The following is a 24,344-nucleotide window of genomic DNA, read 5'->3' as shown; positions in this document are numbered from 1 at the left end:
TCACAGGGCGTTTCCCGCGTCGGATTGGACGGATGCTCCCCACCATGGGAGTCTGGACCTGCACCTCCCGGAGGACCGCATGGCCCAGATCGAGATCCCGCTTTCCAGCCGCAAGAAGATCGCCCTGGTCGCCCACGACCACAAGAAGCCCGAGCTCCTCGAGTGGGTGCAGTTCAACAAGGCCCTGCTGCTCGAGCACGAGATCTTCGCCACGGGCACCACCGGGACGCTCCTGGAGCAGATTCTGGGCCCTGACATCACCAAGCTCTTCAGCGGCCCCCTGGGCGGCGACCTCCAGATCGGCGCCAAGATCGCCGAGGGGGAGATCGACCTGCTGATCTTCTTCTGGGATCCCCTGGAGCCCGCGCCCCACGACCCCGACGTCAAGGCCCTGCTGCGCATCGCGGCGGTGTGGAACATCCCCGTGGCCTGCAACCGGTGCTCGGCGGACTTCATCATCTCCTCGCCCCTGATGACCGAGGAATACATGCGGCTGGTGCCCGACTACCGGGCGCACCGGGACCGGCTCAAGACCGACAACTAGGAGGCTGGCGGCGCGTCACCTGTTCCTCTTCCATGCCGGCCGCGCGTCGGCGTCCGCCACCGCCCGCCCCAGCTCCAGGATGAACTGCGCCTGCTGCACCATGCCCCGCAGGTCCCAGGCGGGGTCGTACCGGTCCGAGGGGCGGTGGTAGATGCCCTGGTAGGAGGCGCCCTTGGCCCGGGAGGCCTCCGGGTTCTCCAGGTAGTCCCGCTGGCCCAGCAGGCTGAAGCCGGGGCTCAGGGCGGGGATGCCGGCCTTGGCGAAGGGGTAGTGGTCGCTGCGGAAGTAGAGGCCCTGGGTGTCGGGCTCGGGCTTGCGAAGGGTCATGCCCAGGGAGGCCGCGACGGTGCGGCCCAGGTCGAGGAGGGTGCTGCGCTCGCCGCCCAGGAACTCGATGTCGCGGCTGGGGCCCACCCAGTTGAGGCTCTCCAGGTTCAGGTCCGCCACGGTCTTCGCCAGGGGCCACAGGGGCTGGCGCACGTAGCCCTCGGCGCCCAGGAGGCCCTGCTCCTCGCCGCAGGTGAACAGGAAGAGCTGGGTGCGCCTCGCGGGGTGGCCCGCGGAAGCCTGGGCCAGGGCCAGCAGGGATGCCACGGCGGAGGCGTTGTCCACGGCGCCGTTGTAGATGCGGCCGTCCTGGATGCCCAGGTGGTCCCAGTGGGCGGAGAAGACCACGGCCTCGTCCTTGAGGTCCGTGCCGGGGAGGAGGGCGGCGACGTTGTACTGGGGGAAGGTGCGCACGGCGCTTTCCAGGCGGGCCTTGGCGGTGAGCTCCAGGGGCACGGGGCGGAAGTCGCGGGTGGCGGCGAGACGGCGCAGGGCGTCCAGGTCGCGGCCCCCGGCCTTGGCCAGGCGGCGGGCGAAGGCCTCGGTGATCCAGCCCTCCAGGGGCGCCAGGCGGGGGCCGGAGGCCACCATGAACTTCTCGCCCTGGAAGCCGGCGGTGACCACGGACCAGCCGTAGGTGGCCGAGGCGTCGGTGTGCACCAGGAGGACGCCGGCGGCGCCCTTGCGCGCGGCCTCCTCGAACTTCGTCGTCCAGCGGCCGTGGCGGCTGAGGCTTCCGCCCTCGAAGAGGCCCGGTTCGGCGGCGGTGGGCGGCGGCTCGTTCACGAGCATGAGCAGGAGCTTTCCGCGGCAGTCCGCGCCCTTGTAGTCGTCCCACCGCTCCTCGGGGGCGTCGATGCCGAAGCCCACGAAGAGCACGGGGGCCTCGAAGGCGGTCTCGGGGACGCCCTGCCCGCTGGTGGCCACCACGTCCTCGAGGAATGCCGGGGAGAGGGCGCCTCCGGGGCCGCGGAAGGTGATGGAGCTCTTCGCCAGGAGCGTGCGCGCGCCCAGCACGTCGATGCGCTGGCGGTAGCCGGCGCCGTTGGCGGGGGCCAGGCCCAGCGCGCGCACCTGCGCCTCCAGGTAGGCCACGGCCAGGTCGCCGCCGCGCTGCCCCGTGCCGCGGCCCTCCAGGAGGTCGTCGGCGAGGAAGGCCAGATGGGCGCGGATGGGGGCCTCCTGCACCTTCGGGGTGCCCCCCTGGAGCATGGCGAACGCCAGAAGGGCGGGCAGGGGGTTTCGCATGGTCACAGGGGCCAGGGGCCCGCTCCTTGGCGCAGGAGGACGGGCTCGTCCCCGGTGAGGTCGACGACCGTGGAGGCCAGGCCCGCGGGCTCCCCGCAGTCCACCACCAGGTCCAGCAGGTAGCCCAGGGCCTCCTGGATCTCCCAGGAGGTCGTCAGCGGCTCCTCGCCGGAGACGTTGCAGCTCGTCGTGATGATGGGTTCGCCCACCAGGCGCGTGATGGCGCGGCAGAAGGTGTGGTCGGGGATGCGCAGGCCCACGGTGCGCTTGCTCTGGAGGTAGCGCGGCACCTCGCGGCTGCAGGGCAGCACCGCGGTGTAGGGGCCCGGGAACATCTGCTTGAGGATGCGGAAGGTGGGCGTGTCCAGGTGGCGGGTGTACCGGCAGAGCATCTCCATGTCCGCGCAGAGGATGGACATGGGCTTCTTGGGGTCGCGGCCCTTCATGGCCTGGATGCGGTCCACGGCCTTCTTGCGCGAGACGAGGCAGCCCAGGCCGTACAGCGTGTCCGTGGGATAGGCGATCACGCCGTCGCGGGAGAGGATTTCGGCCACCTGGTCGAGGTGGCGCTGCTGGGGGTTCAGGGGGTGGAGGGAGAGGATCATGACGGTTCCAGGTTATCCCAACGGGCCCGTCCCGCGCTGGGGTGGCGATCGGGGCGCTGGAAGAAGCGCTCGGCCAGGGCCGGGTCCAGCACCCCCGCGGAGCCGGCGCGGCGGGCCTTCAGGGCGAGCAGGGCCACCACGGTGAGGCTGTCGGTGATCTCGCCGGCGAGGACGCGCTCGACGCACTGGTCGAAGGGCTCCCGGTGGCAGGTGAGCTCCTCGGTGTCCTCAGGCCCGTGCGCGCCGTCGGAAGGTGTCAGGTCCCGGGCCAGGAAGAGGAAGGTCTCCTCGTCCGTGCTGGAGTTGCTGGTGTGGAAGAAGGCCAGGGGCTCCCAGGTGGCGGCCTCCAGGCCGGCCTCCTCCGCGAACTCGCGCCGGATGGACTCGAAGGGGCTCTCGTGGGCCTCGCCGCCGCCTTCGGGGATCTCCCAGGTGTAGGCCTCCAGGGGGTAGCGCCACTGGCCCACCAGCACGACCCGGTCCTGGCCGTCCAGGGCCAGCACGCCGCAGGCGGTGCGCCGGAAGCCGCACACGGCGTAGCGGCAGCGGCCCCCGGCGCGGTGCTCGGCGTGGTCCTCCCGCAGCCGGATCCAGGGGGAGTCGTAGAGGACCTTCCGGTCCGTCACGCGGTAGGGGTTGGGATCGGCTGGGACGGGCAGGGGCGGGAGGCTCACGTGGTTCCCTGAAAAAAACAAGCGCCCGCTGCGGGAGCGGGCGCTGGTACTTCGTCGGTTGGGTCCGGACTAGCGGCGCAGGCCCAGGCGCTCGATGAGCGTGGTGTAGCGGGCCTTGTCCTTGCGGCGGAGGTAGTCCAGCAGGCGGCGGCGCTGGCCGACCATGATCATGAGGCCGCGGCGGCTGTGGTAGTCCTTTGCGTGCACCTTGAAGTGCTCGGTGAGGTCGTTGATGCGCTTGGTGAGGATCGCGACCTGGACCTCGGGCGAACCGGTGTCGGTGTCGTGCTGCTTGTAGTCCTCGATGATGATCTTCTTCTGTTCGACGTTCAGGGCCATGGTCGGCTCCTTTTGGGGTGAGTTCCCGTCACCTTTGGACCAGCCCCGAGCCGGCTCCAAGGTCAAGTCCGGAGGCTCCGGACGGTGTCAAGAATGGTGCGGATAAAGGGACTCGAACCCCCACGACCTTGCAGTCACTAGCACCTGAAGCTAGCGCGTCTACCAATTCCGCCATATCCGCATTTTTGCGCTGTCCCCCCTCGAGAGTCCATTTGTGCGCGAAACATAATCGTAGCCTGGGTCAGTGCCGGGATCAAGCGCCAATTTCACCACTGGCGGTACGGAATCCCGTTCGAGCCGGTCCCGGGGGCCAGGCTGTACACGTCGAACACGTTGCCGCCCCCCCAGCTGGAGCTGGTGGCGTCGTCGGCCATGGAGCGCATGCCCCACTCGGGCTTGTTGGTGAATGGATCCACCGGGATGCGGCGCAGGAAGCGGGTCTTGCCGATCTTGCCGGTGACGGGGACCCCTTCCACCAGGCTCTCCAGGGTCTCGGGATAGCCGTTGTTCTCGGGGGGCGGGGACTTGATCTTGTTGCCGTCGGCGGCGGCCTTGTAGGCGTCGATGGCCATGCGCATCTCGCGCAGGTCCCGGCGCAGCTCCAGCTCCCGCTGCCGGCGCACGCCGTTGCGGGCCATGGGGATCACCGCCGAGGCGAGGATCACCAGGACCGTGGCGGTCACCAGCATCTCCAGGAGCGTGAAGCCGCGCTGGCGCAGGGTCATTGGATGGTCACCAGGGAGTTCACGTAGCGCGCCGGGATGGGGTTGGCGCCCACCAGGTACTTGCCGTCCTGGATCATCACCGTGGCCTTGCCGGGTTCCACGGCCTCCAGCTCGATCACGGCGAAGGTGCCGCTGTCCGAGGCGCCCGTGGACCGGTTGAAGGTGAGCAGGACGAGGCCGTCCTTGGCCGGGGCCTGGGAGAGGGCGCCGCCCTCGGAGGTGAGGAAGTCGCCGGCGTTCACCGAGAGCACCTTGAGGCGGGGATCCACCTGCAGGGTCATGGTGCCGGAGGTGAGCCCCTGGGCCCCGCTGGCGAAGAGGTTCAGCGAGAGGCGCTGGCCCTTGGCGGCCTCGGTGGACAGGGGCGACATGAAGAACACCAGGGAGGAGGAGGCGTCGGCCATGGGGGCCGGGGCCGGGGCCGCCTCCTTGGGGGGCTCGGCGGCGGCGGGCTTGGCGGGGACGGGCGCGGGCACGGGAGCCGGAGCCGCTGCGGGGGCTTCGGGCGCCCTGGGGGCGGCCTTGGGCGGAACCGCGGACGTCTCGTCCTGCAGCCCCGAAGGCAGGGGCTTGCGCTCGGGCTTGGGCGCGAAGGGCTTGGAGGCGCCGGGGGCCTGGTCCGGGTCGAAGGGGCCGAAGTCCTCCTCCCCCAGGTCCGGCTTGCGCACGATGACGGCGCGCAGGGTGAGCAGGACGTCGGTGCGGCTCTTGTTCTTCTGGTTGCTGCCCAGGAGCTTGCCCAGGATGGGGATGTCGGTGATGCCCCAGATGCCCTGGAGGCTCTTGGTCTCGTCCTCCTTCAGGAGTCCGCCGAACACCGCGGTCTCGCCGTCCCTGAGCCGGGCCGAGGTCTCGATGATGCGCTGGCCCAGGTCGGGCCGGCCCTGGGTGGAGCCGGCCTTGAGGGTCTTGACCTCCGATTTCAGGTCGATGGTGATGTCGCCGTTGAAGTGGACCCGGGGCTTGACGGTGATCTTCACGCCCACGTCCTCGTAGCTGTACTGGGTCTGGGTGGCCAGGGTGCCGCCCAGGCTCGCCAGGGCCGAGGCCGCGGTGGTGCCGGTGGTGCCCGCGGTGGAGGTTCCGCCCAGGCTGGACTGGGTGGTGCTGATCTTCTCACCGATGTTGACCATGCCCGTCTCGCCGGAGATCACCCGCACGTTGGGGCTCGCAAGCAGCTTGCCCTCTCCGCTGCTCTTGAGGGCGTCCAGCGCCAGGGGCGCGAAGAGGAAGTTGAGGCTGGATTTCGAGATGCGGATGCCGCCGGTGTTGGAGTTGAAGCCGGAGGTGGTGTTGCTGGTGATGGCGCCGATGCGGTAGATGCCCGAGGTGGCGCTGGTGTCGGTGAGGTTGGCGGTGGGCAGCAGGCCCACCTGCTCCTTGGCGGTCTCGCTCACTTCCACCAGTTCGAGGTACACCACCACTTCGGCCTTGGCCTTGTCCAGCTGGGCGACGATGTGCTGGGCGATGGACAGGTCCGTGGCCTTGGCCTGCACGGTGATGGCGTTGAGCCGCTTGTCGATGAACACGCGCATGGTGGGCAGGATGGCGTTGAAGATCTGGCGCACCGCGTCCACCTCGGCGTTGGAGAGGTAGAAGGTCTGGATGAGCTTGTTCTCGTAGTCCGTGAGGTTCTGGGGGCTCTTCTTGAAGACCATGATGGTGTTGGGGTCGAGCACCTTGTAGAACAGGTCGCTCTGGAGCATCAGGGTGTCGAGCACGCGCTGGAAGGAGAGCCCACGCAGGTCCACGGAGACGGTCGGGTCCTGGGCGCTGGCGGAGCTGTGGAGGATGATGTTCACGCCGGAGGTCTTGCTGAGCTGCATGAAGATCTCGCGCAGGCTCGTCTTGCGGGTGAAGTTGAGGTCCATGCCCTCCAGGGAGCGGGGATTGATGGGCAGGGCGGGCCGGGCTTCGGCGCGCTGGCGGGCCTCCTCGACGCTGTTCTCCTTCTCCTCCGCGGCGCGCTGGCGGGCCGCGGCCTCCTCCAGCCGCGTCATCCAGTCCACCGCCACCTGGTTGGAGGGGTCCAGCACCACGGCCGAGGCCACCTCGCGGCGCACCTCGTCCTCCCGGCCCCGCTTCTTGGCGTCCCTGGCCTTGATCAGGTGGGCCTCGGCGGCCAGCGGCGCGGTCTTGCGGAAGCCGATCTTGGCCTGGATGTTGCCCGGATCCTTGTTCAGGATCTGGCGGTACTGCGCGAGCGCCTCCTCGTACTTGCCCTCGTCGAAGGACGCCTGGGCCTTGTGGAGGGCGCAGCCCAGGGCGAAGACCAGGGACAGCGTGACCGCGAGGGTCTTGGCCAGGTGATCGATGGTGGGTCGCAGGGTTCGCATCTTATCCTTCCGGTGGGTTTCAGAATTCATTGGCCGGTCCCGACCCGGAGTGGCCGCGGGGTTCCACGGCGTCGATCCGGAACTTGATGTCGGCGAACTTCACGTTCTGGAATTCGGCGGAGGCCTCCGTGACCTTGACGAGGCGCCACTGGGGGTTGAAGAGATCGCCCTGCTTGTAGGTGACCGGCTCGTCGCCCTTCATGAACGCGCCCAGGCGCCCGGACTTCTTCGTGCCCAGGTAGCCCAGGAAGCGGAGCCCCTGGGGCTTGCTCGCGGCCTGCTGGGCCCGGTCCGCGGCCAGGGCCTGGGCCGCGAGCTGTTCGGCGGTGGGCGGGGGCGGAGGGGGCGGCGGAGGCGGGGGCGGCGGCGGCGGGGGCGGGGGGCCTTCGAAGAGGAAGAGGTCCCGCAGCATCCGGTCCTCCGTGGGCAGTTCCCCGGCCTTGTCCAGCCTGGCCAGATCCGGCAGCTTCTGGAGCTCCCGGGCCTGGCGGTCGCCCAGGGCCACGGCGGCCGCGCGGCGGGCCTCGGCGCCCTTGGGGACGGCGGCCGGAGTGGACGAGGGCCACAGGTACCAGACCATCACCGCGAGGGCCGCCAGGGCGACCTGCACCCGGCGGTTGGACTTCAGGTCCTGGAGCATGGCCTTGGCGTCGGTGCCCTTGATGCCTTTAAGGGGTGCGCTCATGCTCCCTCCCCGGGTTCGAGGGCGGCGCCGGGGGCCTGGCGGAAGGCCCTCAGGACCACCGTCAGATGGGCCCCTTCGGGGCTCTCGTCCAGCTTGGCGCTGACCACCGCGAAGGGCAGCCTGCTGCCCTCCAGGGCGAGCATGTAGGTCTTCAGGCTCTTGAACACGCCCGTGAGGGTGAACTCCACGTCCACGGCCTCCAGGAGGCTGCCCTTGGCGCCCTCCTTGCTGGGCGCGCCGTACTTCACGGAGACGAGGCGGACCCCGTGCTTCTGCGCGAGCTCGAAGAGCTTCTGGCTGAGCTTCCAGTGCAGCTTTCCGATGCTCTCGGCGGGCATGTTGCGAAGGAGTTCGTCCAGGGCCTTGCGGTCGGTCCGGATGCGCTCGGCCTCGGCCTGGTACGCCTTGAGGTCGGCATTCTTGCGCTCCAGGTCCCGGGAGGCGTCCTGGGCGGCCTTGAGGCTGCGGCCGCGGCGCTGGGACGCGTCGGGCAGCACGAACAGGAGGATGGCGAGGCCCAGGACGGCCATGACGCCGCCGCCGACGAGCCGGAGGGTGCTGGAGCGAAGCGGCGCGATCATTCCTCACCTCCGCCGGAAGGCCGGGGCCGGGACCTCGGGGGCCTCGGGGTCCTGGCGGGGAAGGGGTTCTGCGGGACGGCCGGGTTCATGAGGGTGGGGACGTAGGGATCCCGCGCCGGGGGCTCGACGGCGGCGGGGCGCGGCGCGACGGGGCGGGGCGCGGCGGGGGCGGGCGCGGCGGGCCTTGGCGCCTCGGCCTTGGGGGCCGCCTTGGACGCCTTGGCCTGCGGGCCGTACTTGGGCAGGGGCTTGTAGGGCGGCGGGACGGAGAAGACGGCCAGGGTGTACTCGAAGTCGACCCCTCCGCCCTGGCGGTCCGATTCCCGCTCCAGGATCACCTGCTCGAAGAAGGGGTTCTTCTGGATGGACTCCACGAGGGCGGCCTCGGCCTCCCGGGTGCGGGCCTCGCCCCGGACCTTCACCTGCACCTTCTGGTCGGATCCGCGGGTGCGCTGCAGGGACTTGAGGCGCACGTCGGGCACCATGCTCCGCTCCAGTTCCGCGGTGAGGCGGGACCAGGGCAGGCTGCGCTCGGTGAAGATGCGCTCGGCCAGGCGCCACCGGGGCAGCTCCTTGGCCACATCCACGGAGCGGAGCTCGTCCATGACCTTGCGCTGGGAGTCCTCGATGAGCCGGGTGCGGGCGTTGGTGGCCACGGTTAGCTTGCCTGCCCGGGAGGCCTGCTGGTAGGCCCTCAAGGTGAAGCCCAGGGCGCCGGCCAGGACCAGGCCGCCCGCGGCCAGGGCCGCCCACCCGATGAGGGCGTGGTTGAGGCGCCAGAGGGTGCTGGGGGGGGCGAGGTCGAGCTTGAGTGCGGGAACGGCCATCAGAGGGCCTCCTGGGCCGGGATTTCGGGCTGGAGGATCCGGGTGGCGATCGAGCAGTCGGGCCACGTGGCGGCCCCCCACACCAGGACCTCCTGCGGCGAGCGGGAATCCCGCTGGAGGTAGGCGGAGGAGGGGAGCACCCGCTCCTGGATCCAGGCCTCCGCGGTGGCGGGCTCCGTCCACTGCCTCAGGAGGGCCAGGTTGCGCCCCCAGGAGGCCAGGGTGCCGGTGAAGGTGTCGGGACCGGCCGGACAAAGGGACAGCAGCATGCCGGGAACCTCACGGCTGGCGGCCAGTCGATTGTAGAGCCAGAGCCAGCGGGGGATGAGGCTGCGGATGGGCCGGCCCAGGGTGAGGGAGGCCTGCAGCCAGGCTTCCCGGGTCGTCTCGGCGATGCCGGCCAGGAGCCACGCGTTCTCTCCCAGGTCCAGGGCCTGCACGGACTGCGGGGCCTCCAGGGCCAGGCTCTGGTTGAACCGCCACTTGAAGAAGGCCTCCCGTGCCTCGGAACCCGCGGGGACCTCCACGATGTCCCGGATCAGCAGCGACGGGATCCAGGCGTCGTCCACCACCCAATGGGTGGGGCCGGGGGGAAGGCCCTCAAGCGCCATGACCAGCACATCCTGGGTGATGGGGCCCGACAGGTTCCGGGACTGGCCGCCGGCGTGGATGCGGTGGGGCTCCAGCCAGACCACGGATGCTGTTTTGGTCCCCAGGGTCATGGCGGTCATCTGCTAGGTCCCCCATGGGCAGGGTTTGCAATAGGGGGAATGGTTCCACGGTTCATCGGCAAGGGAACTCCGGCTCAGGCGAATCGACCCCCCATAGTATCGCCGGGGTTGGTGATTCCCAAGGGCGTGGACGGATTCCTGCCTTTTTTTCTACCAGTGGCGGTAGGCGATCCCGTTGGCGCCCTCCCCCGGGGCCAGGCTGTGGACGTCGAAGACGTCCCCGCCGCCCCAGGTGGCGCTGTCCGGATCGTCGGCCATGGAGCGAAGGCCCCACTCGGCCTTGCCGGTGAAGGGATCCGTGGGGATGCGGCGGAGGAGCCGGACCTTCTTCTCCTTGCCCGGCACCGTCACCCCCTCCACCAGGGCCTCCAGGGAGGCCGGGTAGCCGTCGTTGGCCGGCGGAGGGCCCTTGGCCGCGTTCTGGAGAGCGGCCGCCCTGTAGCCGTCGATGGCCGCGCGCAGCTCCAGGAGCGCCCGGCGGAGCTGCAGCTCCCGGTCCCGGCGCACCTTGTTCATGGCCAGGGGCAGGATGCCCGATGCGAACACGGCGAGCACCGTGGCCGCCAGGGCCATCTCCAGGAGGGTGAAGCCGCGGCGGGTCACGGAGCCGCCTCCGGCGCGGGGGGCTCGGGCCGTGCGGGGACGGGCTCGTCCCGCAGGCCGGACGGAAGGGGCCCGGGTTCGGGCCTTGGCGCGAAGGGCTTGATGGCGGTGGCGGTCTGGTCGGGGTCGAAGGGGGCGAAGTCCGATTCGCCCAGGTCGGGCTTGCGCACGATCACGGCGCGCAGGGTGAGGATCACGTCGGTGCGGCTCTTGTCCTTGCGGTTGTTCCCGAAGAGCCTGCCCAGGATGGGCAGGTCGGTGATGCCCCAGACGCCCTGCAGGCTCCGGGTCTCGTCCTCCTTCAGGAGTCCGCCGAAGATCGCCGTCTCGCCGTCCCGGAGCCGGGCCGAGGTCTTGATGATGCGCTGGCCCAGGTCGGGCCTGCCCTGGGCCGAACCGGCCTTGAGGGTCTTCACCGTGGACTCCAGGTCGATGGTGATGTCGCCGTTGAAATGGACGCGGGGCTTGACCTTGATCTGCACGCCCACGTCCTCGTAGCTGTACTGGGTCTGCGTGGTGAGGTTGCCCCCGAGGCTGGCCAGGGCGTTGGACGCCTGGGAACCCGCGGCGGCCGGGGCGCTGCCCAGGCCGCCCAGCTGGGACTGGGTGGTGCTCACCTTCTCCCCGATGTTCACCTCGCCGGTCTCACCCGAGACCACCCGCACGTTGGGGCTGGCCAGGAGCTTGCCCTGGCCGCTGGCCTTGAGGGCGTCCAGGGCCAGGGGCGCGAAGAGGAAGTTGAGGCTGGACTTCGTGATGCGCAGGCCGCCGGCGTTGGTGTTGAGGCCGCCGTTCATGGAGGAGGTGGTGGCGGCCAGGCGGTAGATGCCCGCGCCCGCGCCGGTATCCGCAAGGCTCAGGGTGGGCAGGAGGCCCACCTGCTCCTTGGCGGTCTCGCTCACCTCCACCAGCTCGAGATAGACGACGACCTCGGCCTTGGCCTTGTCCAGCTGGCTGACGATGCGCTGGGCGATGGGCAGGTCCGAGGCGCGGGCCTGCACGGTGAGGGCGTTGAGCCGCTTGTCCATGAACACGCGCATCTGGGGCATGATCGCGTTGAAGATCTGCCGGACGCTGTCCACCTCGGCGTTGGAGAGGAAAAAGGTCTGGATGAGCCTGTTCTCGAAATCGTTGAGGTTCTGGGGCGTCTTCCTGAACACCATGATGGTGTTGGGGTCGAGCACCTTGTAGAAGAGGTCGCTCTGGAGCATCAGGGTGTCCAGGACCTTCTGGAAGGGCATTCCCCGCAGGTCCAGGGAGACGCTCGGGTCCTGGGCGCTGGCGGAGCTGTGGAGGATGATGTTCACCCCCGAGGCCTTGCTCAGCTGCTGGAAGATCTCCTTCAGGCTGGTCTTGCGCGAGAAGTTCAGGTCCAGGCCCTCCAGGGACCGCGGATTGATGGGCAGGGCCGGCCGGGCCCCGGCGCGCTGACGGGCCTCCTCGATGCCGCCCTCCCTCTCCGCCTTCTCCCGCTTCCGCGCCTCGGCCTCCTCCAGGCGGTTCATCCAGTCCACGGCCACCGCGTTGGCGGGATCCAGCACCACGGCCGCGGCCACTTCCCGGCGCACCTCCTCCTCCCGGCCCTGCTTGCGGGCCTCCCGGGCCTTGACCAGGTGCGCCTCCGCGGCGAGGGGGGCCGTCCTGCGGAAGCCGATCCGGGCCCGGATGTTCCCGGGGTCCTTGGCGAGGATCGCCCGGAACTGCTCCAGGGCCTCCTCGTACCTGCCCTCGTCGAAGGTGGCCTGGGCCTTGTGGATGGCGCAGCCCAGGGCCAGCGTGAGCGCCAGGGCGGCCGCGAGGGCCAGGGGGAGGCGGTGGGGAGGGGTCGTCGGCATCATTTCCTTCCGGGAGGCTCAGAATTCGTTGGAGGGGACGCGGGCCGCCGGGCCCCGGGCCTCGATGGCGTCGATGCGGTGCCTGAGGTCGGCGAACCTCACGTTCTGGAATTCGGCTGTCGCGTCCGTGACCTTCACCAGGCGCCATCGGGGATCAAGGAGGCTGCCCTGGGCGAGGACCAGGGGCTCTTCGCCTTTCATGAAGGCCCCCAGGCGCCCGGATCCCGCCGTTCCCAGGTAGCCCAGGAAGCGGAGCTGGGGCTTGCCCGCGGCCTCCCGGGCCCGGTCCGCCGCGAGCTGCCGGGCCGCGAGCTCCTCCGGGGTGGGCGGAGGCGGAGGCTTTTCGGGCCTGGGCGGCGGCGGCGGAGGCGGGGGCGCCTCGAAGAGGAAGAGGTCCCGCGCCATCCGCGCGTCCGGGGGCAGCTCCCCGGCCTGGGCAAGGGCCGACAGGTCGGGCAGCTTCTGGAGCTCCCGGGCCTGGCGGTCGCCCAGGGGCGCCGCAGGGCGCCGCCCGGGACCGGCCGGCTTCGGGGCCTGGGCGGAGGGCCACAGGAGCCAGACCATGACGAACAGGGCCGCCAGGGCCGCCTGGACGCGCCGGTTGGTCTTGAGGTCCTGGAGCATGGAACCGGGGTCGGCGCCCTTGAGGTACGGTTTCATGGTTCCTCCTCCCCCGCGCCCGGGGCTCGCCGGAAGGCCCGAAGCGTCACCGTGAGGTGCGCGCCTTCCGGGGCCTCGTCCAGCTTGGCGCTCACCACCGCGAAGGGCAGCCTGCCGCCCTCCAGGTCCAGCATGAAGGCCTTGAGCTCGCTGAAGACTCCGAACACCGTGAACTCCACGTCCACCGCCTCCAGGAGGGCATCCCTGGCGCCCTCCCTGGCGGGGGCGCCGTACTTCACGAAGACGAGGTGGGCGCCGTGCCTGCCGGCCAGTTCGAAGAGGCGCCGGCTGAGCTTCCACTGGAGGTTGCCGACGGTCTCGGCGGGCATGGCGCCCAGGAGCTCGTCCATGACCTTCCGGTCGACCCTTATGCGCTCGGACTCGGCCTGGTACCCCTTGAGCTCATCCTCCTGGCGCTTCAGGGCCGCGGAGGCCTCCTTCGCGGCCTTCTCGCTGCTTTCGCGGCGCCTTGCGGCGCTGGGCAGCGCGAAGATGAAGATCCCCGCCCCCAGGAGCGCCATGGCTCCGCCGGCGACGGCCCTGAAGGTGCTCGAACGCAGCGTCGTGAGCACGGTCACCTCCGGGGCAGGGGGACGAAGGGGGGCGGCACGGAGTGGGCGGCGAGGGTGCACTCGAAGTCGACCCCGCCCCCCTGGCGCTCGCTTTCGCGTTCCAGGATCACCTGTTCGAAGAAGGCGTTTCCCCGGAGCGCCTCGACGAAGCCCACCTCGGCCTCCCGGGTCCTGGCCTCGCCCCTGACCTTCACCTGGACCTTCCGGTCCGCTCCCCGGGTGCGCTGCAGGGACCGCACCCGCACCCCCTCCACGAGGCTGCGCTCCAGCTCCGCGGTGAGCCGGGACCAGGGCAGGCTGCGCTCCAGGAGGATGCGTTCCGCCAGGCGCCACCGGGGCATCTCCCGGGCCACGTCCACGCCGCGCAGCTCGTCCAGGACCCGGCGCTTGGCCTCCTCGGATTGGCGGGTGCGGGTGCGGGTCTGCACCGCCTGCTGACCGGCCCGGGAGGCCTGCCGGTGGGCCCTCAGGGTGGCCCCGGCCGCTGCCGCCAGCACCAGGGCCCCCGCGGCCAGGAGGGCCCAGCCAATGGCGGCGTGGTTGAGCCGCCAGGGGGAACTGGGCGGGGCCAGGTCGAGCCGGAGGGCGGGGACGGCCATCAGAGGGCCTCCCGGTCCGGGAGGTCCGGGGGAAGGATGCGGCGGGGGATTCCCAAGCCGGGCCAGTCCGGGGCGCCCCACACCAGGAGCTCGTGGGGGCTCCGGGACTCCCGGTGGAGGTAGGCCGCCGAGGGCAGCACCCGCTCCTGGATCCACGCCCCGGGGGTGGCCGGGTCGGTCCACTGGCGCAGGAGGGCCAGGTGGCGGCCCCAGGCCGCGAGGGTGCCGGTGAAGGCGCCTTCCCGGGCCGGGCACAGGGACAGGAGCATCCCCGGCACCTCCCGGGATGGCGCGAGGCGGTTGTAGAGCCAGAGCCACCGGGGCAGGAGGCTCCGGATGGGCCGGCCGAGGGTCAGGGAGGCCTGGATCCAGGTTTCGCGGGTGGCCTCGGGGAGGCCCGCCAGGAGCCAGGCGTTGTCCCCCAGGGAGAGGGCCTGCACCGCCTGGGGGGCCTCCAGGGCCAGGCTCTGGCCGAAGCGCCACCGGAAGAACGCCTCCCGGGCCTCGATCCCGGCGGGGAGCTCCACGATGTCGCGCAGCAGGACCGAGGGGATCCAGGCGTCGTCCACCACCCACCGGGCCGGGCCCGGGGGGAGGTCCCCCAGGGCCATGACCAGGGTGTCCGCCGTCAAGGGACCCGAAATGGCCCGCTCCCGCCCTCCGGCGTGGACGCGATGCGGTTCCAGCCATACCATGGAAGCTTGTCCACCTCCCCGCCTCATGACACCCCTCTTTCCGAACAAATATAAGCCTTAAATAATTTGAGCCAGGGGAAACGTGAGCCGGTCAACATCGCTGGAATGGCCCTTGAAGATCGTTGGTATCGGAGAAGTGAATGGAGCGAACCGGCAGGTGGTTCCCGGGTTGAGAGGGTTCGATTGCGTTTAATTGCATTAGAAGTTAATGGATTCAAGTCCTTCGCCGACCCCCAGAAGCTCAGCTTCCCGGTGGGCATGACGGCGGTGGTGGGACCCAACGGATGTGGAAAATCCAACATCTCGGACGCCCTGGCCTGGGTCCTGGGCGAACAGCGGGCCACCCTGCTGCGCGGGGCCGAGATGGCGGACGTGATCTTCGCCGGCACCGGGCAGCGCAAGCCCATGGGCATGGCCGAGGTCAAGCTCACCCTGGAGATGCCCGACCCCGGCCACCCCGGTTCCGTGCGGGAGGTCGTCATCAGCCGCCGGCTCTACCGGGACACGGGCAGCGAATACCGCATCAACGGCCGGGAGTGCCGGCTCAAGGACGTGTCGGACCTGCTCATGGACACGGGCATGGGCACCCGGGCCTACTCCTTCATCCAGCAGGGCCAGATCGACCTCATCCTCTCCTCCAAGCCCAAGGACCGGCGTTCCCTCCTGGAGGAGGCCGCGGGCATCACCCGCTACAAGCTGCGCCGCACCGACGCCGAGCGCCGCCTGGAGGAGACCCGCGCCAACCTGCTCCGCCTGGACGACATCCTCTTCGAGCTCAACAAGCAGCAGGAGTCCCTCAAGCGCCAGGCCGCCAAGGCCCGGCGCGCCCAGGAGCTGGACGTCGCCATCAAGGCCACCCAGCGCATCCTGCTGGCCGGCAAGGCCTCGGAACTGGAGGAGGCCAAGGAGCGCATCCTGGAGAACCTGGACGCCCTGGAGCGGCGCATCGCCGCGCTGACGGCCCAGGCTTCGGAGAAGTCCTCGGAGGTGGAGGGCCTGCGCCTGGCCCTGGACGAGATGAACCACAGGCAGGACAAGCGCGCCCGGGCCGTCATGGGCCTGGACCAGCGCCTGGGCCTGCTGGACCAGGACCGCGGCTTCCAGGGGGAGCGCATCCAGGACTCGGAGCAGACCGCCGCCCTCCTCCAGGCGCGCCTGGACGAGCTCTCCGCGCGCTCGGGCGACACCGAGGCCGAGACGGCCCGGCTCCAGGAGGCCCTCAAGGCCGCCGAGACCGCGCTGGAGGCGCGGGACACGCTGGTGGCCGACGCCGAGGAGGCCGTGGCCCTGGCCGGGGGCGCCCTGCGCCACATCGAGGGCGAGCTCAAGGAGCTGCGGGCCCGGCGCGTGGAGGCCGAGCGGGAGGCCCTGGCCGCGCAGCGCCGGCGCCAGGCCGTGCACCAGGAGATCGCCCAGCGCTCGGGGCGCCTGGATTCGCTCAACCACGAGGAGGCCATCCGCGCCCCGCGCCTGGAGACCCTGGAGGCCGAGTCCCTGCGCCTGGGCCGCGAGGAGGAGGGCGCCGCCGGGCGCCTGGAGCAGATGGAGGAGGCCGTCCAGGTGCAGAGCCGCATCCGGCAGGAGACGGCCGAGGCCCACCGCGCCGCCGCCGCCGCCCTGCGCGAGGCCGAGGGCGCCCTGGAGGCCCAGGAGCTGCGCATGCGCCAGCTGGGCGACCTCCTGCGCGACGCCGCCGGCTCGGACGAGCAGCGCAAGGCGCTGGAGTGGCTGCGCGGCAGGGGGGTGCTGCCCACGGCCTTCGTGGACGCGGTCTCCGTGGACGACGAGCACCTGCCCGACCTGGAGCGCCTGCTGGGCGCCTGGATCCAGACCGTCGACCTGGGCGAGGCCCGCGGGGCCTGGGAGGCCCCGGGACAGCTCATCTTCAGCGCCGGCGGCCCCGCGGACCCCGTCCCGGCCCCGGAGGGCGCCTGGGCCCTGCGGGACGCCGTGAAGTGGCGCCCGGGCCGTCCCCGGCCCCTGGAGGGGCTCCTGAACCGCGCGTTCGCGTGCGAAGACGCCGCGCTGACGGAGCTGGCGAAGGCCCATCCGGACCTGGCCTTCGTGTCGCCCGCCCTGGTGAAACTGCCCTTCGGCCCGGTGCAGGGCGGCGTGGCCGCGCCCGCGGCCTCCCCCCTCAAGCTCCGCCACGAGTTCGAGGCCGCCAAGGCCGCCCGCGAGGAGGGGCTGGACCGGGTGGAGGCGCTGGAGTCCGCGGTGAAGACCGCCGACTACCGCATGCGGGAGGCCGCCGACCGCTTCAAGGAGATGGACGAGGACCACATGTCGGCCCGGCGCGTGCTGGAGGATCTCAAGGGCCGGCGGGCCTCGGCCTCCGCCCAGCTGCGGGAGATCAAGGAGGCCCAGGAGCGCGCCGACGCCCAGTGGGAGCAGCTGGAGGCGGAGATCGCCACCCTGCAGGCCCAGCTGCGCGACCTGGAGGCCCCGGCGGAAAACCCCGAGGAGGCCGAGCTCGTGGAGGCGGTGCACGCCGCCGAGGCCCGGCGCGCCGAGGCGCAGAAGGCCCTGGACGACCGGCGCGAGACGCTGGTGGAGGCCTCGCGCATGCGCGGATCCGCCTGGTCCGAGCGGGACGCCGTGCAGCGCCACCTGCAGCAGCTCCAGCGGGGCGTCTACGACCTGGAGGCCGAGAAGGGCCGCGTGCAGGCCGATATCGCCGCGAGCTCCGAGAAGGCGGCCCAGGCCGCCGCGCGCCTGGAGGAGCTGGAGCTGGAGACGAACCGCCTCCTGGTCGAGCGCCAGGAGCTGGTGGAGGAGCAGAACGCCGCCCTGCCCGGCATCGAGAGCGCCCAGGAGTTCGTGCGGGTGCAGGAACGCAACGCGCGCGAGCTGGGCCAGGCCCTGGAGAACGCCCGCCAGCTGCACCAGGAGTCCCTGCTGCAGGGCGCGCAGGTGCAGGGGAGCATGGAGGCCATGTCCCGGGAGATCGAGCTGGCGCTGGGCTTCACGGTGCCCGACTTCCTGGCGTCCATCTCGGACGAGGAGAAGGAGGCCTGGGCCATGGGCGAGCTGGTGCACCAGACGCGCATGCAGGAGCTGCAGAGCAAGCGCCTGGACCTGGGCGGGGTGAACCCGCTGGCCATCCAGGAGCTGCAGGAGGCCGAGGACCGCCTGGCCTTCATGAACGAGCAGCGGCGCGACGTGACGGAGGCCATCGGCAACCTGGAGGCCACCATCCGCGAGATCAACGCCACCAGCGAGGAGCGCTTCCGCGAGGCGTTCGAGTTCATCAACACCCGGTTCCACGAGGTGTTCCGCGAGGCCTTCGGCGGCGGCGCGGCCACGCTCATCCTGCAGGATCCCAAGGACCTGCTGGAGTGCGGCATCGAGATCACCGCGCAGCCCCCCGGCAAGAGCGCCAAGGCCCTCACGCTGCTCAGCGGCGGGGAGAAGGCGCTGACCGCCATCTCGCTCCTGTTCGCCATCTTCCACTACAAGCCCAGCCCCTTCTGCGTGCTGGACGAAGTGGACGCGCCGCTGGACGAGGCCAACGTGGGGCGCTTCGCGGCGATGGTGCAGCGCATGAAGGAAGGCACCCAGTTCATCGTCATCACGCACCAGAAGCCGACCATGATCGCGGCGGACACGTTGTACGGCGTGACCATGGAGGAGATGGGCGTATCGAGGCTCGTGAGCGTGCAGCTGCGGGAGGCGGCGCAGCTGGTTTGAAACGGTCATGGGAATGTCATGAACTGTTTGGAGAGGGTTCGGGTTGTCAACGCGAAAGAAACCTGAAAGTGTGGAAAACTAATTGATGTTTGATTTATTCAAACCTGCGAATCCTTAATATCTATTCGTTGATAACACTTGACATAACCATGGAACCCCCAAGGTTGGACTTACCCGGTTCCCGATGACCTGGACTGGATTCCTTGGGCTCCAGGCCGGAAATCCACAAGGTTTTCCACAAGGCGCCTGGGCACCCCCCGTGTGACCGTTTCGTAAACGCGCGGAAACACGATTGTTGCGGGGTCCATGGAGTCCTTTTTGTGCCCTTTTTTCCAGGGTGCTGCAATTCCCTGCATTTTTCGCCTTGACGGGTCCCCGGGCGCGGGAAGGGCCGCCCCGGTTACAGTCAATACATGGCCAAGGTTTCCTCCCACTACGAATGCACCGCCTGCGGCGCCCGGTTCCCCCAGCCCATGGGCAAGTGCGGGGCCTGCGGGAGTTTTGGAACCATCGAGGAGGTCCGGGGCAGCCTGAGGAAGGATCTCTCCCGGGCCCGCAGCGCCTTTTCCCAGAGCAGCTACCAGGACCCCGTGTCCCTGCTGTCCGTGGAGATCAGCGAGACCTCCCGCGCCGCCACGGGCCTTCCGGAACTGGACCGCGTGCTGGGCGGCGGCGTGGTGCCCGGGATGGTGGTGCTCCTGGGGGGCGAGCCCGGCATCGGCAAGTCCACGCTCGTCCTCCAGTGGGCCGCCACCTGCGGCGGGGACGTGCTCTACGCCAGCGGCGAGGAGAGCGAGCGCCAGATCAAGCTGCGCGCCCAGCGCCTGGGCGCCGAGAGCCCCGGCATCCACCTCTTCGCGGAGACCGACGTGCGCAGGATCCTGGAAGCCGCGGACCGCATGAAGCCCGCGCTGCTCCTGGTGGACTCCATCCAGACGCTCTTCGATCCGGAGTTCGAGTCCTCCGCGGGCTCGGTGAGCCAGGTGCGGGGCTGCGCCACGCTCCTGGCCCGCTGGGCCAAGACCACCGGCACGCCGCTCGTGCTGGTGGGCCACGTCACCAAGGACGGGACCCTCGCCGGTCCCAAGGTGCTCGAGCACCTCGTGGACACGGTGCTGGCCTTCGAGGGGGACCGCCACCACCACCACCGCCTCCTGCGCGCCCTCAAGAACCGCTTCGGCGCGGCCTTCGAGCTCGGCGTCTTCGCCATGACCGAGCGCGGCCTGGTGCCCGCCGAGGGCAACCCCTTCTGGCTCGACGCCGAGCCCAGGCCGGGCTGCGCGGCCACCGTGGTGCTCTCGGGCACGCGCCCGGTGATCGTGGAGATCCAGGCCCTGGTGGCTTCCGCGGGCCTGGGCATCCCGAGGCGCACCGCGCTGGGCATCGACGGCCAGCGCCTCTCCATGCTCTGCGCCGTGGCCGAGCGCCGCGGCGGCGTGCAGCTCCACGACCGGGACGTCTACCTGAACGTGGCCGGGGGCCTGGAAGTGGAGGACCCCGCCGCGGACCTGGCCGTCATCGCCGCGCTCACCAGCAGCGCGACGGGAAGGGTGCTCACGCCCAGGTGCCTGTTCCTGGGCGAGGTGGGGCTCACCGGCGAAGTGCGGCCGGTGTCCCAGCTGCCCCTGCGCCTGCAGGAGGGCGCCCGCCTGGGCTTCCAGAGCGCCGCGGTGCCGCGCATGGGACTGGACCTCGCCCTTTCCTCCCCCTTGGAACTCTTTCCGGAGCTGGGGATGGAGCGCCTGAAGGGCAAGGCCTGGCTGCTGGGCAGGACCGAAGGGCAGGACTAGGGTGCGCAAGATCACGTACCTCGCCTGAGGGGCCCCGCTTCCCGGGGCGGCCTCGGCCACAGCGGTTAGAATCCAGGGCAGTGAGGGATTCCCATGCGCTCAATGACCGCCTACGCCGAGACCGTCCTTCCCCTGGAACGGGGGGCGCTGCGCCTCACCGTGCGCTCGGTGAACCACAAGGCCCTGGACATCTCCCTGCGCATCCACCCCTCCTTCTTTCCCCTGGAGGCCGGCATCCGGGCCCGCGTGCGGGAGGCGGCCCTGAGGGGCAAGGTGGACCTGGCGGTGGAGGTGCAGGACGAGCCCTCCCTGGAGCCCCAGATCAACCGCTCGCTGCTGCGGTCCATGGCCAAGACCTGGCAGGAGGACGCCGAGTGGCTCAACCTGCCGCCCTTGTCCGCCGAGGCGTTCTTCCGGCTGCCGGGCGCCTGGCTGCCCCCCTCCGCCGACCTGGCGGAGCGGCTGGAGGGTTCCATCCTGGAAGCCCTGGACACGCTGCTGAAGCTCTGGAATGAAGGGCGGGAGAAGGAAGGCGAGCGCCTCCTGCCCGCCTTCCAGGACGGCGCGGCCCGCCTGGAGGCCCTCTGCGCCGCCTTGCAGGCCGAGAGCGAGGCCCAGGCCCGGGAACTGCCGGAACTCTACCGCAAGCGCCTGGAGCAAGTGCTGGAGGACGCCCGTCTGTCGGGTCAGCTACCGGCCGAGCGGATCATCGCCGAGGCGGGCGCCCTGGCGGTCCGGGAGGATGTGCGGGAGGAGCTCGTTCGCCTGGCCTCCCACCTGGAGGATTTCCGGGAGCGGCTGCGCAAGGGCAACCTGGGCGGCAAGGCCCTGGACGTTTGGAGCCAGGAGGTGCTCAGGGAACTCAACACCTGCGGCTCCAAGTGCAAGCGCCTGGCCATGACCCGGGCGGTCATGGAGGCCAAGGGCGTCCTGGATCAGATCCGGGAGCAGGGGGCGAACCTGGAGTAGGGGGCTAAAGATTTTTTTCATCCTCACCCATCCCCGTCCATCCCCGTTCATGCCCGGCTAATTAAACGCTGAATTTGCCGGCGATGAACGGGGATGGACGGGGAGTGCGCCAGGCCAAGCCTGGGCGAGGAGGATGGATGACCTAAGACAGACTGAAACCTCGCAATGGAGCCCAGCGGGGAGGCAGCAAGCCCCGCCCGGCAAAGCTGGCCAGCAGCCGGAACCGAGTCTTGCGTGGGGAAGGGCGACCGACCTCGTGAAGCGTAGACAGGGAGTGCATGGGCCGTGTGATGGAGCCCCGAAAGCATCCAACCGTGGGAGTCGACGCCGTTCTCCGATCGGAAGACAGCACCCGAAGGTCGCAAGGGCCTGACCGTAGGGTCCCACCGGGGTCATAGAGCAGGGCACGTGCACAGGGGTTCCCCAGGAACCTGGGAGATCCAGCCATCTCCGCCAACAACCCAGTGGTGAGGGAAGCCACGTAAAACGAACCCAGGCTCGCCGGGGGGTGCCGCCCCCGGCGGGAGCGAACAGCCGGCACAGGGCGGTACCGCAAACTGAAGGAAACGAAGGAGCGCGGGAGGGGTGGCCGGAAGTCGGAGCAGCTCATAGTAGCGATGATCGCGGGGAACCGGGCCGCCGGGACCCGCTGGAGCCAAGGAGCTGCCGGATCACGGAACCGTTGAAGGGAAAGATAATGGGTGCAATGACATCCAACAGCGTCTCCACGAAACAACAACGGATCGCAGAACTGGCCAGGATCCACCCGGAGGTGGCTTTCACCTCCTTGGCCTACCACATGGACCTGGACTGGATGAAGGAAGCCTTCGGGCGCACCCGCAAGGATGGGGCGACCGGGGTGGACGGCGTGACGGGCAAGGAATACGGGGAAAACCTGGAGTCCAACCTCCAGAGCCTCCTGAACCGGGCTAAGAACGGCGACACCTACAAGGCCCCTCCAGTCCGGAGAACCTACATCCCGAAAGGGGATGGCAGCCAACGCCCCCTGGGCATTCCCGCCTTCGAAGACAAGGTCCTGCAAAGGGCCGTGGTGATGGTGATGGAACCGCTCTATGAGCAGGACTTCCTGGACTGCTCCTACGGGTTCAGGCCCGGGCGCTCCGCGCACATGGCGCTGGAGGCGATTTGGCAGGGGTTGATGGACATGGGGGGAGGCTGGGTGCTTGACGTGGATATCCGTAAGTATTTCGATACTTTGGACCACGGGAAGCTGCGGGAAATCCTTGACCTGCGGATGAAGGACGGCGTTCTGAGGCGCCTGATCGGCAAATGGCTCAACGCGGGCGTGCTGGAGAAAGGATGCATCACGCACCCGGAAACCGGCTCGCCCCAGGGCGGGGTGGTCAGTCCGATGCTCGCCAACATCTACCTCCACGAGGTGCTGGACGTGTGGTTTGAAAGGGAGGTCAAGCCCCGACTCCGGGGTCGGGCCTTCCTGGTGCGCTACGCGGACGACTTCGTGATGGGCTTTGCCCAGGAGGAGGATGCCAAGCGGGTTATGGAAGTCCTGCCCAAGCGGTTCGAGCGGTATGGCCTGACGATCCACCCGGATAAGACCCGGCTGGTGGAGTTCTGGAAGCCGAGGGAGCCCAGGGACCCCAATGGGGGACCAGGCCACTTCGACTTCCTGGGATTCACCCACTACTGGGCCACGGCCAAGAACGGCCGGTGGGTGGTGAAGCGGAAGACCGCGAAGAGCCGGATGAGTCGGGCGCTCACGAAGATCGGGGAGTGGATGGCCAAACACCGCCACCTCCCGGTGCGCGAGCAATGGCGGACGATCAACCAGAAACTGGTCGGTCACTTCAGGTATTACGGGATCACGGGGAACTCCAGGGCCCTGGCGCACTTCCGCTATGAAGTTGGGCGAAGGTGGCGTGGATGGCTCAACCGGAGGTCCCAGCGGGCCCGCATGACCTGGGATCGCATGAACAAGCTTCTGGCTCGGTTCCCACTGGCCCCAGCCATCAGTTACGCATCGAAACTACGTCCTCAGCGACCGTGACGAGGAGCCGGATGCGGTAGTCCCGCACGTCCGGATCTGAGGGGGGCCGGGGGCGCAAGCTCCCCGGCCTACCCGACTATAAAGGGGATAAAGGAAAATGAGAATTTCAGCCCTGTTCACAGGTTTTCCGGAACGTCCACCAGAATGGGCTCCTCGATGCGGCCCAGGCGGCTCAAGTGGCGCAGGCGCTCCAGTTGGATCATGGAGAGGCGGGTCCCGGCGGGGATGAGGATCATGCCGTCGGGGTTGAGCACGTCGGCCATGAGGAGCATGCCGGGGGCCAGGCTCTCGATGTCCAGCAGGCGGTGGGTGGCCTCGGGCTCGGCGGCGGGGTCCGCGCCCAGCACCTGGCCCAGGGCGGCCAGCACGGCCGGGTCGTAGGCGCCCTTCCGCAGGCGCAGCTGCTCGAAGACGACGCTGCGGGAGTGCCGCTGGCGCAGGCCCTCCACGAAGTCGGTGGCCACGCGCAGGATCCGGGACTCCAGGGGGAGGGCGTCCTCCCGGGTGCCGTCCATGGGGTAGCCCTCGCCATCGAAGTCCTTGGCCGAATAGAGGATGATCCGGGAGACGGACTTGAGCCTGGGGATGTTGGCCACCATGCGCGCGCCCACCTCGGGCACGGTGCGGAAGGCCTCCTGCTCCTGGATGGTGAGGCGCTCCCCCCGCGCCACCTTGGCCTGGATGTCCACGGGGATGGCCAGCCGGCCGATGGGGGCCAGCAGGGCCGCCAGGCCCAGGTCCCAGGGGTTCCGGATGCCCATGCGGCCGGCCATCTTCATGGCGTATTCGCGCAGGAGCTGGCTGCGGCCGAAGATCTTGGCGTCGAAGACGGAGAGCAGGTCCACCAGGGTCTGGACGCTGCCCGTGAGGGTCTGTTCCAGGAGGATCCGTTCGCCCGTGACCAGGTCGTACTGGCGGATGCCGGCCTCCAGCACCTCCGCCAGGTTCTCCTCGTCGCAGGGCTTGTTCAGGAACCGGAACACATGGCCCTTGTTCACGGCCTCCATGGCGGTCTCCAGGTCGGCCTGGCCGGTGAGCATGATGCGGGAGGTGTCGGGGGAGATGCGCTTGACCTCGGCGAGGAACTCCACGCCGTCCATGCCCGGCATGCGCATGTCGGCCACCACCGCCGCGAAGGGCAGGGAGGTGCGGATGAGCTCCAGGCCCTCGTCCCCGGAGGCGGCGGCGTGGAAGTCGAACCGCTTGCGGTAGGCCCGGCCGAAGGCGGCGGTGAGGAGGGGATCGTCGTCCACGAAGAGGATTCTGGCGAGCATGGGGACTCC

Annotated in this window: 22 protein-coding genes and 1 tRNA gene; 5 read left to right on the top strand and 18 right to left on the bottom strand. The window is 69.9% G+C overall.

The window, feature by feature from the left end; all coding sequences use genetic code 11:
* Window positions 1-79: 79 nt before the first annotated feature.
* Window positions 80-544 carry a methylglyoxal synthase gene (locus RAH40_RS05885; protein ID WP_306601157.1) on the top strand — a complete coding sequence of 155 codons (465 nt, stop codon included), beginning with the start codon at window positions 80-82 and terminating at the stop codon, window positions 542-544.
* Window positions 545-559: 15 nt separating this feature from the next.
* Here the strand turns inward: RAH40_RS05885 and RAH40_RS05880 are convergent, their stop codons facing one another.
* The 17 genes from RAH40_RS05880 to RAH40_RS05800 all read right to left on the bottom strand — a co-directional run bounded on the left by RAH40_RS05880 (window position 560) and on the right by RAH40_RS05800 (window position 14,586).
* Window positions 560-2,119, bottom strand: coding sequence for a M28 family peptidase (locus tag RAH40_RS05880; protein WP_306601156.1), 1,560 nt, complete (start codon window positions 2,117-2,119; stop codon window positions 560-562).
* A 2-nt stretch (window positions 2,120-2,121) separates the two neighbouring features.
* Window positions 2,122-2,724, bottom strand: a complete 603-nt coding sequence (locus RAH40_RS05875; protein WP_306601155.1) for an L-threonylcarbamoyladenylate synthase — start codon at window positions 2,722-2,724, stop codon at window positions 2,122-2,124.
* The gene (locus tag RAH40_RS05870; RefSeq protein ID WP_306601154.1) at window positions 2,721-3,398 is read right to left on the bottom strand and encodes an NUDIX hydrolase; all 678 of its coding nucleotides are present in this window, start codon (window positions 3,396-3,398) and stop codon (window positions 2,721-2,723) included. The genes RAH40_RS05875 and RAH40_RS05870 overlap by 4 nt, the downstream gene beginning before the upstream one ends.
* A 69-nt stretch (window positions 3,399-3,467) precedes the next feature.
* Window positions 3,468-3,737, bottom strand: a complete 270-nt coding sequence (gene rpsO, locus RAH40_RS05865; RefSeq protein ID WP_306601153.1) for a 30S ribosomal protein S15 — start codon at window positions 3,735-3,737, stop codon at window positions 3,468-3,470.
* A gap of 94 nt (window positions 3,738-3,831) precedes the next feature.
* A tRNA-Leu gene (locus RAH40_RS05860) sits at window positions 3,832-3,918 on the bottom strand.
* An 85-nt stretch (window positions 3,919-4,003) separates the two neighbouring features.
* A complete protein-coding gene (locus RAH40_RS05855; RefSeq protein WP_306601152.1) occupies window positions 4,004-4,462 on the bottom strand; it encodes a type II secretion system protein in 459 nt (152 codons plus the stop codon).
* Complete coding sequence (locus RAH40_RS05850; protein ID WP_306601151.1) at window positions 4,459-6,798, bottom strand: secretin N-terminal domain-containing protein; 2,340 nt, start codon at window positions 6,796-6,798, stop codon at window positions 4,459-4,461. Before RAH40_RS05850 ends, RAH40_RS05855 begins: the two co-directional genes overlap by 4 nt.
* A 19-nt stretch (window positions 6,799-6,817) precedes the next feature.
* A complete protein-coding gene (locus tag RAH40_RS05845) occupies window positions 6,818-7,483 on the bottom strand; it encodes a hypothetical protein (RefSeq protein WP_306601150.1) in 666 nt (221 codons plus the stop codon).
* Window positions 7,480-8,064, bottom strand: coding sequence for a hypothetical protein (locus RAH40_RS05840; protein WP_306601149.1), 585 nt, complete (start codon window positions 8,062-8,064; stop codon window positions 7,480-7,482). The genes RAH40_RS05845 and RAH40_RS05840 overlap by 4 nt, the downstream gene beginning before the upstream one ends.
* Window positions 8,061-8,891: a PilN domain-containing protein gene (locus RAH40_RS05835; RefSeq protein WP_306601148.1), complete on the bottom strand. Its 831-nt coding sequence runs from the start codon at window positions 8,889-8,891 to the stop codon at window positions 8,061-8,063. Before RAH40_RS05835 ends, RAH40_RS05840 begins: the two co-directional genes overlap by 4 nt.
* Window positions 8,891-9,622: a hypothetical protein gene (locus tag RAH40_RS05830; RefSeq protein WP_306601147.1), complete on the bottom strand. Its 732-nt coding sequence runs from the start codon at window positions 9,620-9,622 to the stop codon at window positions 8,891-8,893. The genes RAH40_RS05835 and RAH40_RS05830 overlap by 1 nt, the downstream gene beginning before the upstream one ends.
* A 150-nt stretch (window positions 9,623-9,772) precedes the next feature.
* A complete protein-coding gene (locus RAH40_RS05825) occupies window positions 9,773-10,225 on the bottom strand; it encodes a type II secretion system protein (RefSeq protein WP_306601146.1) in 453 nt (150 codons plus the stop codon).
* Window positions 10,222-12,060 carry a secretin N-terminal domain-containing protein gene (locus RAH40_RS05820; protein WP_306601145.1) on the bottom strand — a complete coding sequence of 613 codons (1,839 nt, stop codon included), beginning with the start codon at window positions 12,058-12,060 and terminating at the stop codon, window positions 10,222-10,224. The genes RAH40_RS05825 and RAH40_RS05820 overlap by 4 nt, the downstream gene beginning before the upstream one ends.
* Window positions 12,061-12,078: 18 nt before the next feature.
* Window positions 12,079-12,720 carry a hypothetical protein gene (locus RAH40_RS05815; protein ID WP_306601144.1) on the bottom strand — a complete coding sequence of 214 codons (642 nt, stop codon included), beginning with the start codon at window positions 12,718-12,720 and terminating at the stop codon, window positions 12,079-12,081.
* Window positions 12,717-13,292, bottom strand: coding sequence for a hypothetical protein (locus RAH40_RS05810; RefSeq protein WP_306601143.1), 576 nt, complete (start codon window positions 13,290-13,292; stop codon window positions 12,717-12,719). The genes RAH40_RS05815 and RAH40_RS05810 overlap by 4 nt, the downstream gene beginning before the upstream one ends.
* A 2-nt stretch (window positions 13,293-13,294) precedes the next feature.
* Window positions 13,295-13,891: a PilN domain-containing protein gene (locus tag RAH40_RS05805; protein ID WP_306601142.1), complete on the bottom strand. Its 597-nt coding sequence runs from the start codon at window positions 13,889-13,891 to the stop codon at window positions 13,295-13,297.
* Entirely contained in the window at window positions 13,891-14,586 is a 696-nt protein-coding gene (locus tag RAH40_RS05800) for a hypothetical protein (protein ID WP_306601141.1), read from the bottom strand. The genes RAH40_RS05805 and RAH40_RS05800 overlap by 1 nt, the downstream gene beginning before the upstream one ends.
* A gap of 183 nt (window positions 14,587-14,769) precedes the next feature.
* Between RAH40_RS05800 and smc the strand changes: the two genes are divergently transcribed.
* From smc to ltrA, 4 genes are all read left to right on the top strand, one after another.
* Complete coding sequence (gene smc, locus RAH40_RS05795) at window positions 14,770-18,276, top strand: chromosome segregation protein SMC (protein WP_306601140.1); 3,507 nt, start codon at window positions 14,770-14,772, stop codon at window positions 18,274-18,276.
* Between the two features lie 413 nt (window positions 18,277-18,689).
* Window positions 18,690-20,066, top strand: coding sequence for a DNA repair protein RadA (gene radA, locus RAH40_RS05790; RefSeq protein ID WP_306601139.1), 1,377 nt, complete (start codon window positions 18,690-18,692; stop codon window positions 20,064-20,066).
* Window positions 20,067-20,159: 93 nt separating this feature from the next.
* A complete protein-coding gene (locus RAH40_RS05785; protein ID WP_306601138.1) occupies window positions 20,160-21,035 on the top strand; it encodes a YicC family protein in 876 nt (291 codons plus the stop codon).
* A gap of 706 nt (window positions 21,036-21,741) precedes the next feature.
* Window positions 21,742-23,061, top strand: coding sequence for a group II intron reverse transcriptase/maturase (ltrA, locus tag RAH40_RS05780; protein WP_306597942.1), 1,320 nt, complete (start codon window positions 21,742-21,744; stop codon window positions 23,059-23,061).
* 116 nt (window positions 23,062-23,177) lie between these two features.
* Here ltrA and RAH40_RS05775 read toward each other — a convergent pair whose 3' ends face one another.
* A complete protein-coding gene (locus tag RAH40_RS05775) occupies window positions 23,178-24,335 on the bottom strand; it encodes an HD domain-containing phosphohydrolase (RefSeq protein ID WP_306601137.1) in 1,158 nt (385 codons plus the stop codon).
* Window positions 24,336-24,344 lie beyond the last annotated feature (9 nt).

Source organism: Geothrix sp. 21YS21S-2 (assembly GCF_030846775.1).
In the GTDB taxonomy this organism is placed as follows: domain Bacteria; phylum Acidobacteriota; class Holophagae; order Holophagales; family Holophagaceae; genus Mesoterricola.
Note: the sequence above shows the minus strand (reverse complement) of the source record. Positions and strands in the feature narration are given on the sequence as shown.

Excerpts from the sequence above, each read along its gene's own strand:
- RAH40_RS05885 (WP_306601157.1), top strand. The coding sequence starts at position 80 with ATGGCCCAGATCGAGATCCCGCTTTCCAGCCGCAAGAAGATCGCCCTG.
- RAH40_RS05880 (WP_306601156.1), bottom strand. The coding sequence starts at position 2,119 with ATGCGAAACCCCCTGCCCGCCCTTCTGGCGTTCGCCATGCTCCAGGGG.
- RAH40_RS05875 (WP_306601155.1), bottom strand. The coding sequence starts at position 2,724 with ATGATCCTCTCCCTCCACCCCCTGAACCCCCAGCAGCGCCACCTCGAC.
- rpsO (WP_306601153.1), bottom strand. The coding sequence starts at position 3,737 with ATGGCCCTGAACGTCGAACAGAAGAAGATCATCATCGAGGACTACAAG.
- RAH40_RS05855 (WP_306601152.1), bottom strand. The coding sequence starts at position 4,462 with ATGACCCTGCGCCAGCGCGGCTTCACGCTCCTGGAGATGCTGGTGACC.
- RAH40_RS05850 (WP_306601151.1), bottom strand. The coding sequence starts at position 6,798 with ATGCGAACCCTGCGACCCACCATCGATCACCTGGCCAAGACCCTCGCG.
- RAH40_RS05845 (WP_306601150.1), bottom strand. The coding sequence starts at position 7,483 with ATGAGCGCACCCCTTAAAGGCATCAAGGGCACCGACGCCAAGGCCATG.
- RAH40_RS05840 (WP_306601149.1), bottom strand. The coding sequence starts at position 8,064 with ATGATCGCGCCGCTTCGCTCCAGCACCCTCCGGCTCGTCGGCGGCGGC.
- RAH40_RS05835 (WP_306601148.1), bottom strand. The coding sequence starts at position 8,891 with ATGGCCGTTCCCGCACTCAAGCTCGACCTCGCCCCCCCCAGCACCCTC.
- RAH40_RS05830 (WP_306601147.1), bottom strand. The coding sequence starts at position 9,622 with ATGACCGCCATGACCCTGGGGACCAAAACAGCATCCGTGGTCTGGCTG.
- RAH40_RS05820 (WP_306601145.1), bottom strand. The coding sequence starts at position 12,060 with ATGCCGACGACCCCTCCCCACCGCCTCCCCCTGGCCCTCGCGGCCGCC.
- RAH40_RS05815 (WP_306601144.1), bottom strand. The coding sequence starts at position 12,720 with ATGAAACCGTACCTCAAGGGCGCCGACCCCGGTTCCATGCTCCAGGAC.
- RAH40_RS05805 (WP_306601142.1), bottom strand. The coding sequence starts at position 13,891 with ATGGCCGTCCCCGCCCTCCGGCTCGACCTGGCCCCGCCCAGTTCCCCC.
- RAH40_RS05800 (WP_306601141.1), bottom strand. The coding sequence starts at position 14,586 with ATGGTATGGCTGGAACCGCATCGCGTCCACGCCGGAGGGCGGGAGCGG.
- radA (WP_306601139.1), top strand. The coding sequence starts at position 18,690 with ATGGCCAAGGTTTCCTCCCACTACGAATGCACCGCCTGCGGCGCCCGG.
- RAH40_RS05785 (WP_306601138.1), top strand. The coding sequence starts at position 20,160 with ATGCGCTCAATGACCGCCTACGCCGAGACCGTCCTTCCCCTGGAACGG.
- ltrA (WP_306597942.1), top strand. The coding sequence starts at position 21,742 with ATGACATCCAACAGCGTCTCCACGAAACAACAACGGATCGCAGAACTG.
- RAH40_RS05775 (WP_306601137.1), bottom strand. The coding sequence starts at position 24,335 with ATGCTCGCCAGAATCCTCTTCGTGGACGACGATCCCCTCCTCACCGCC.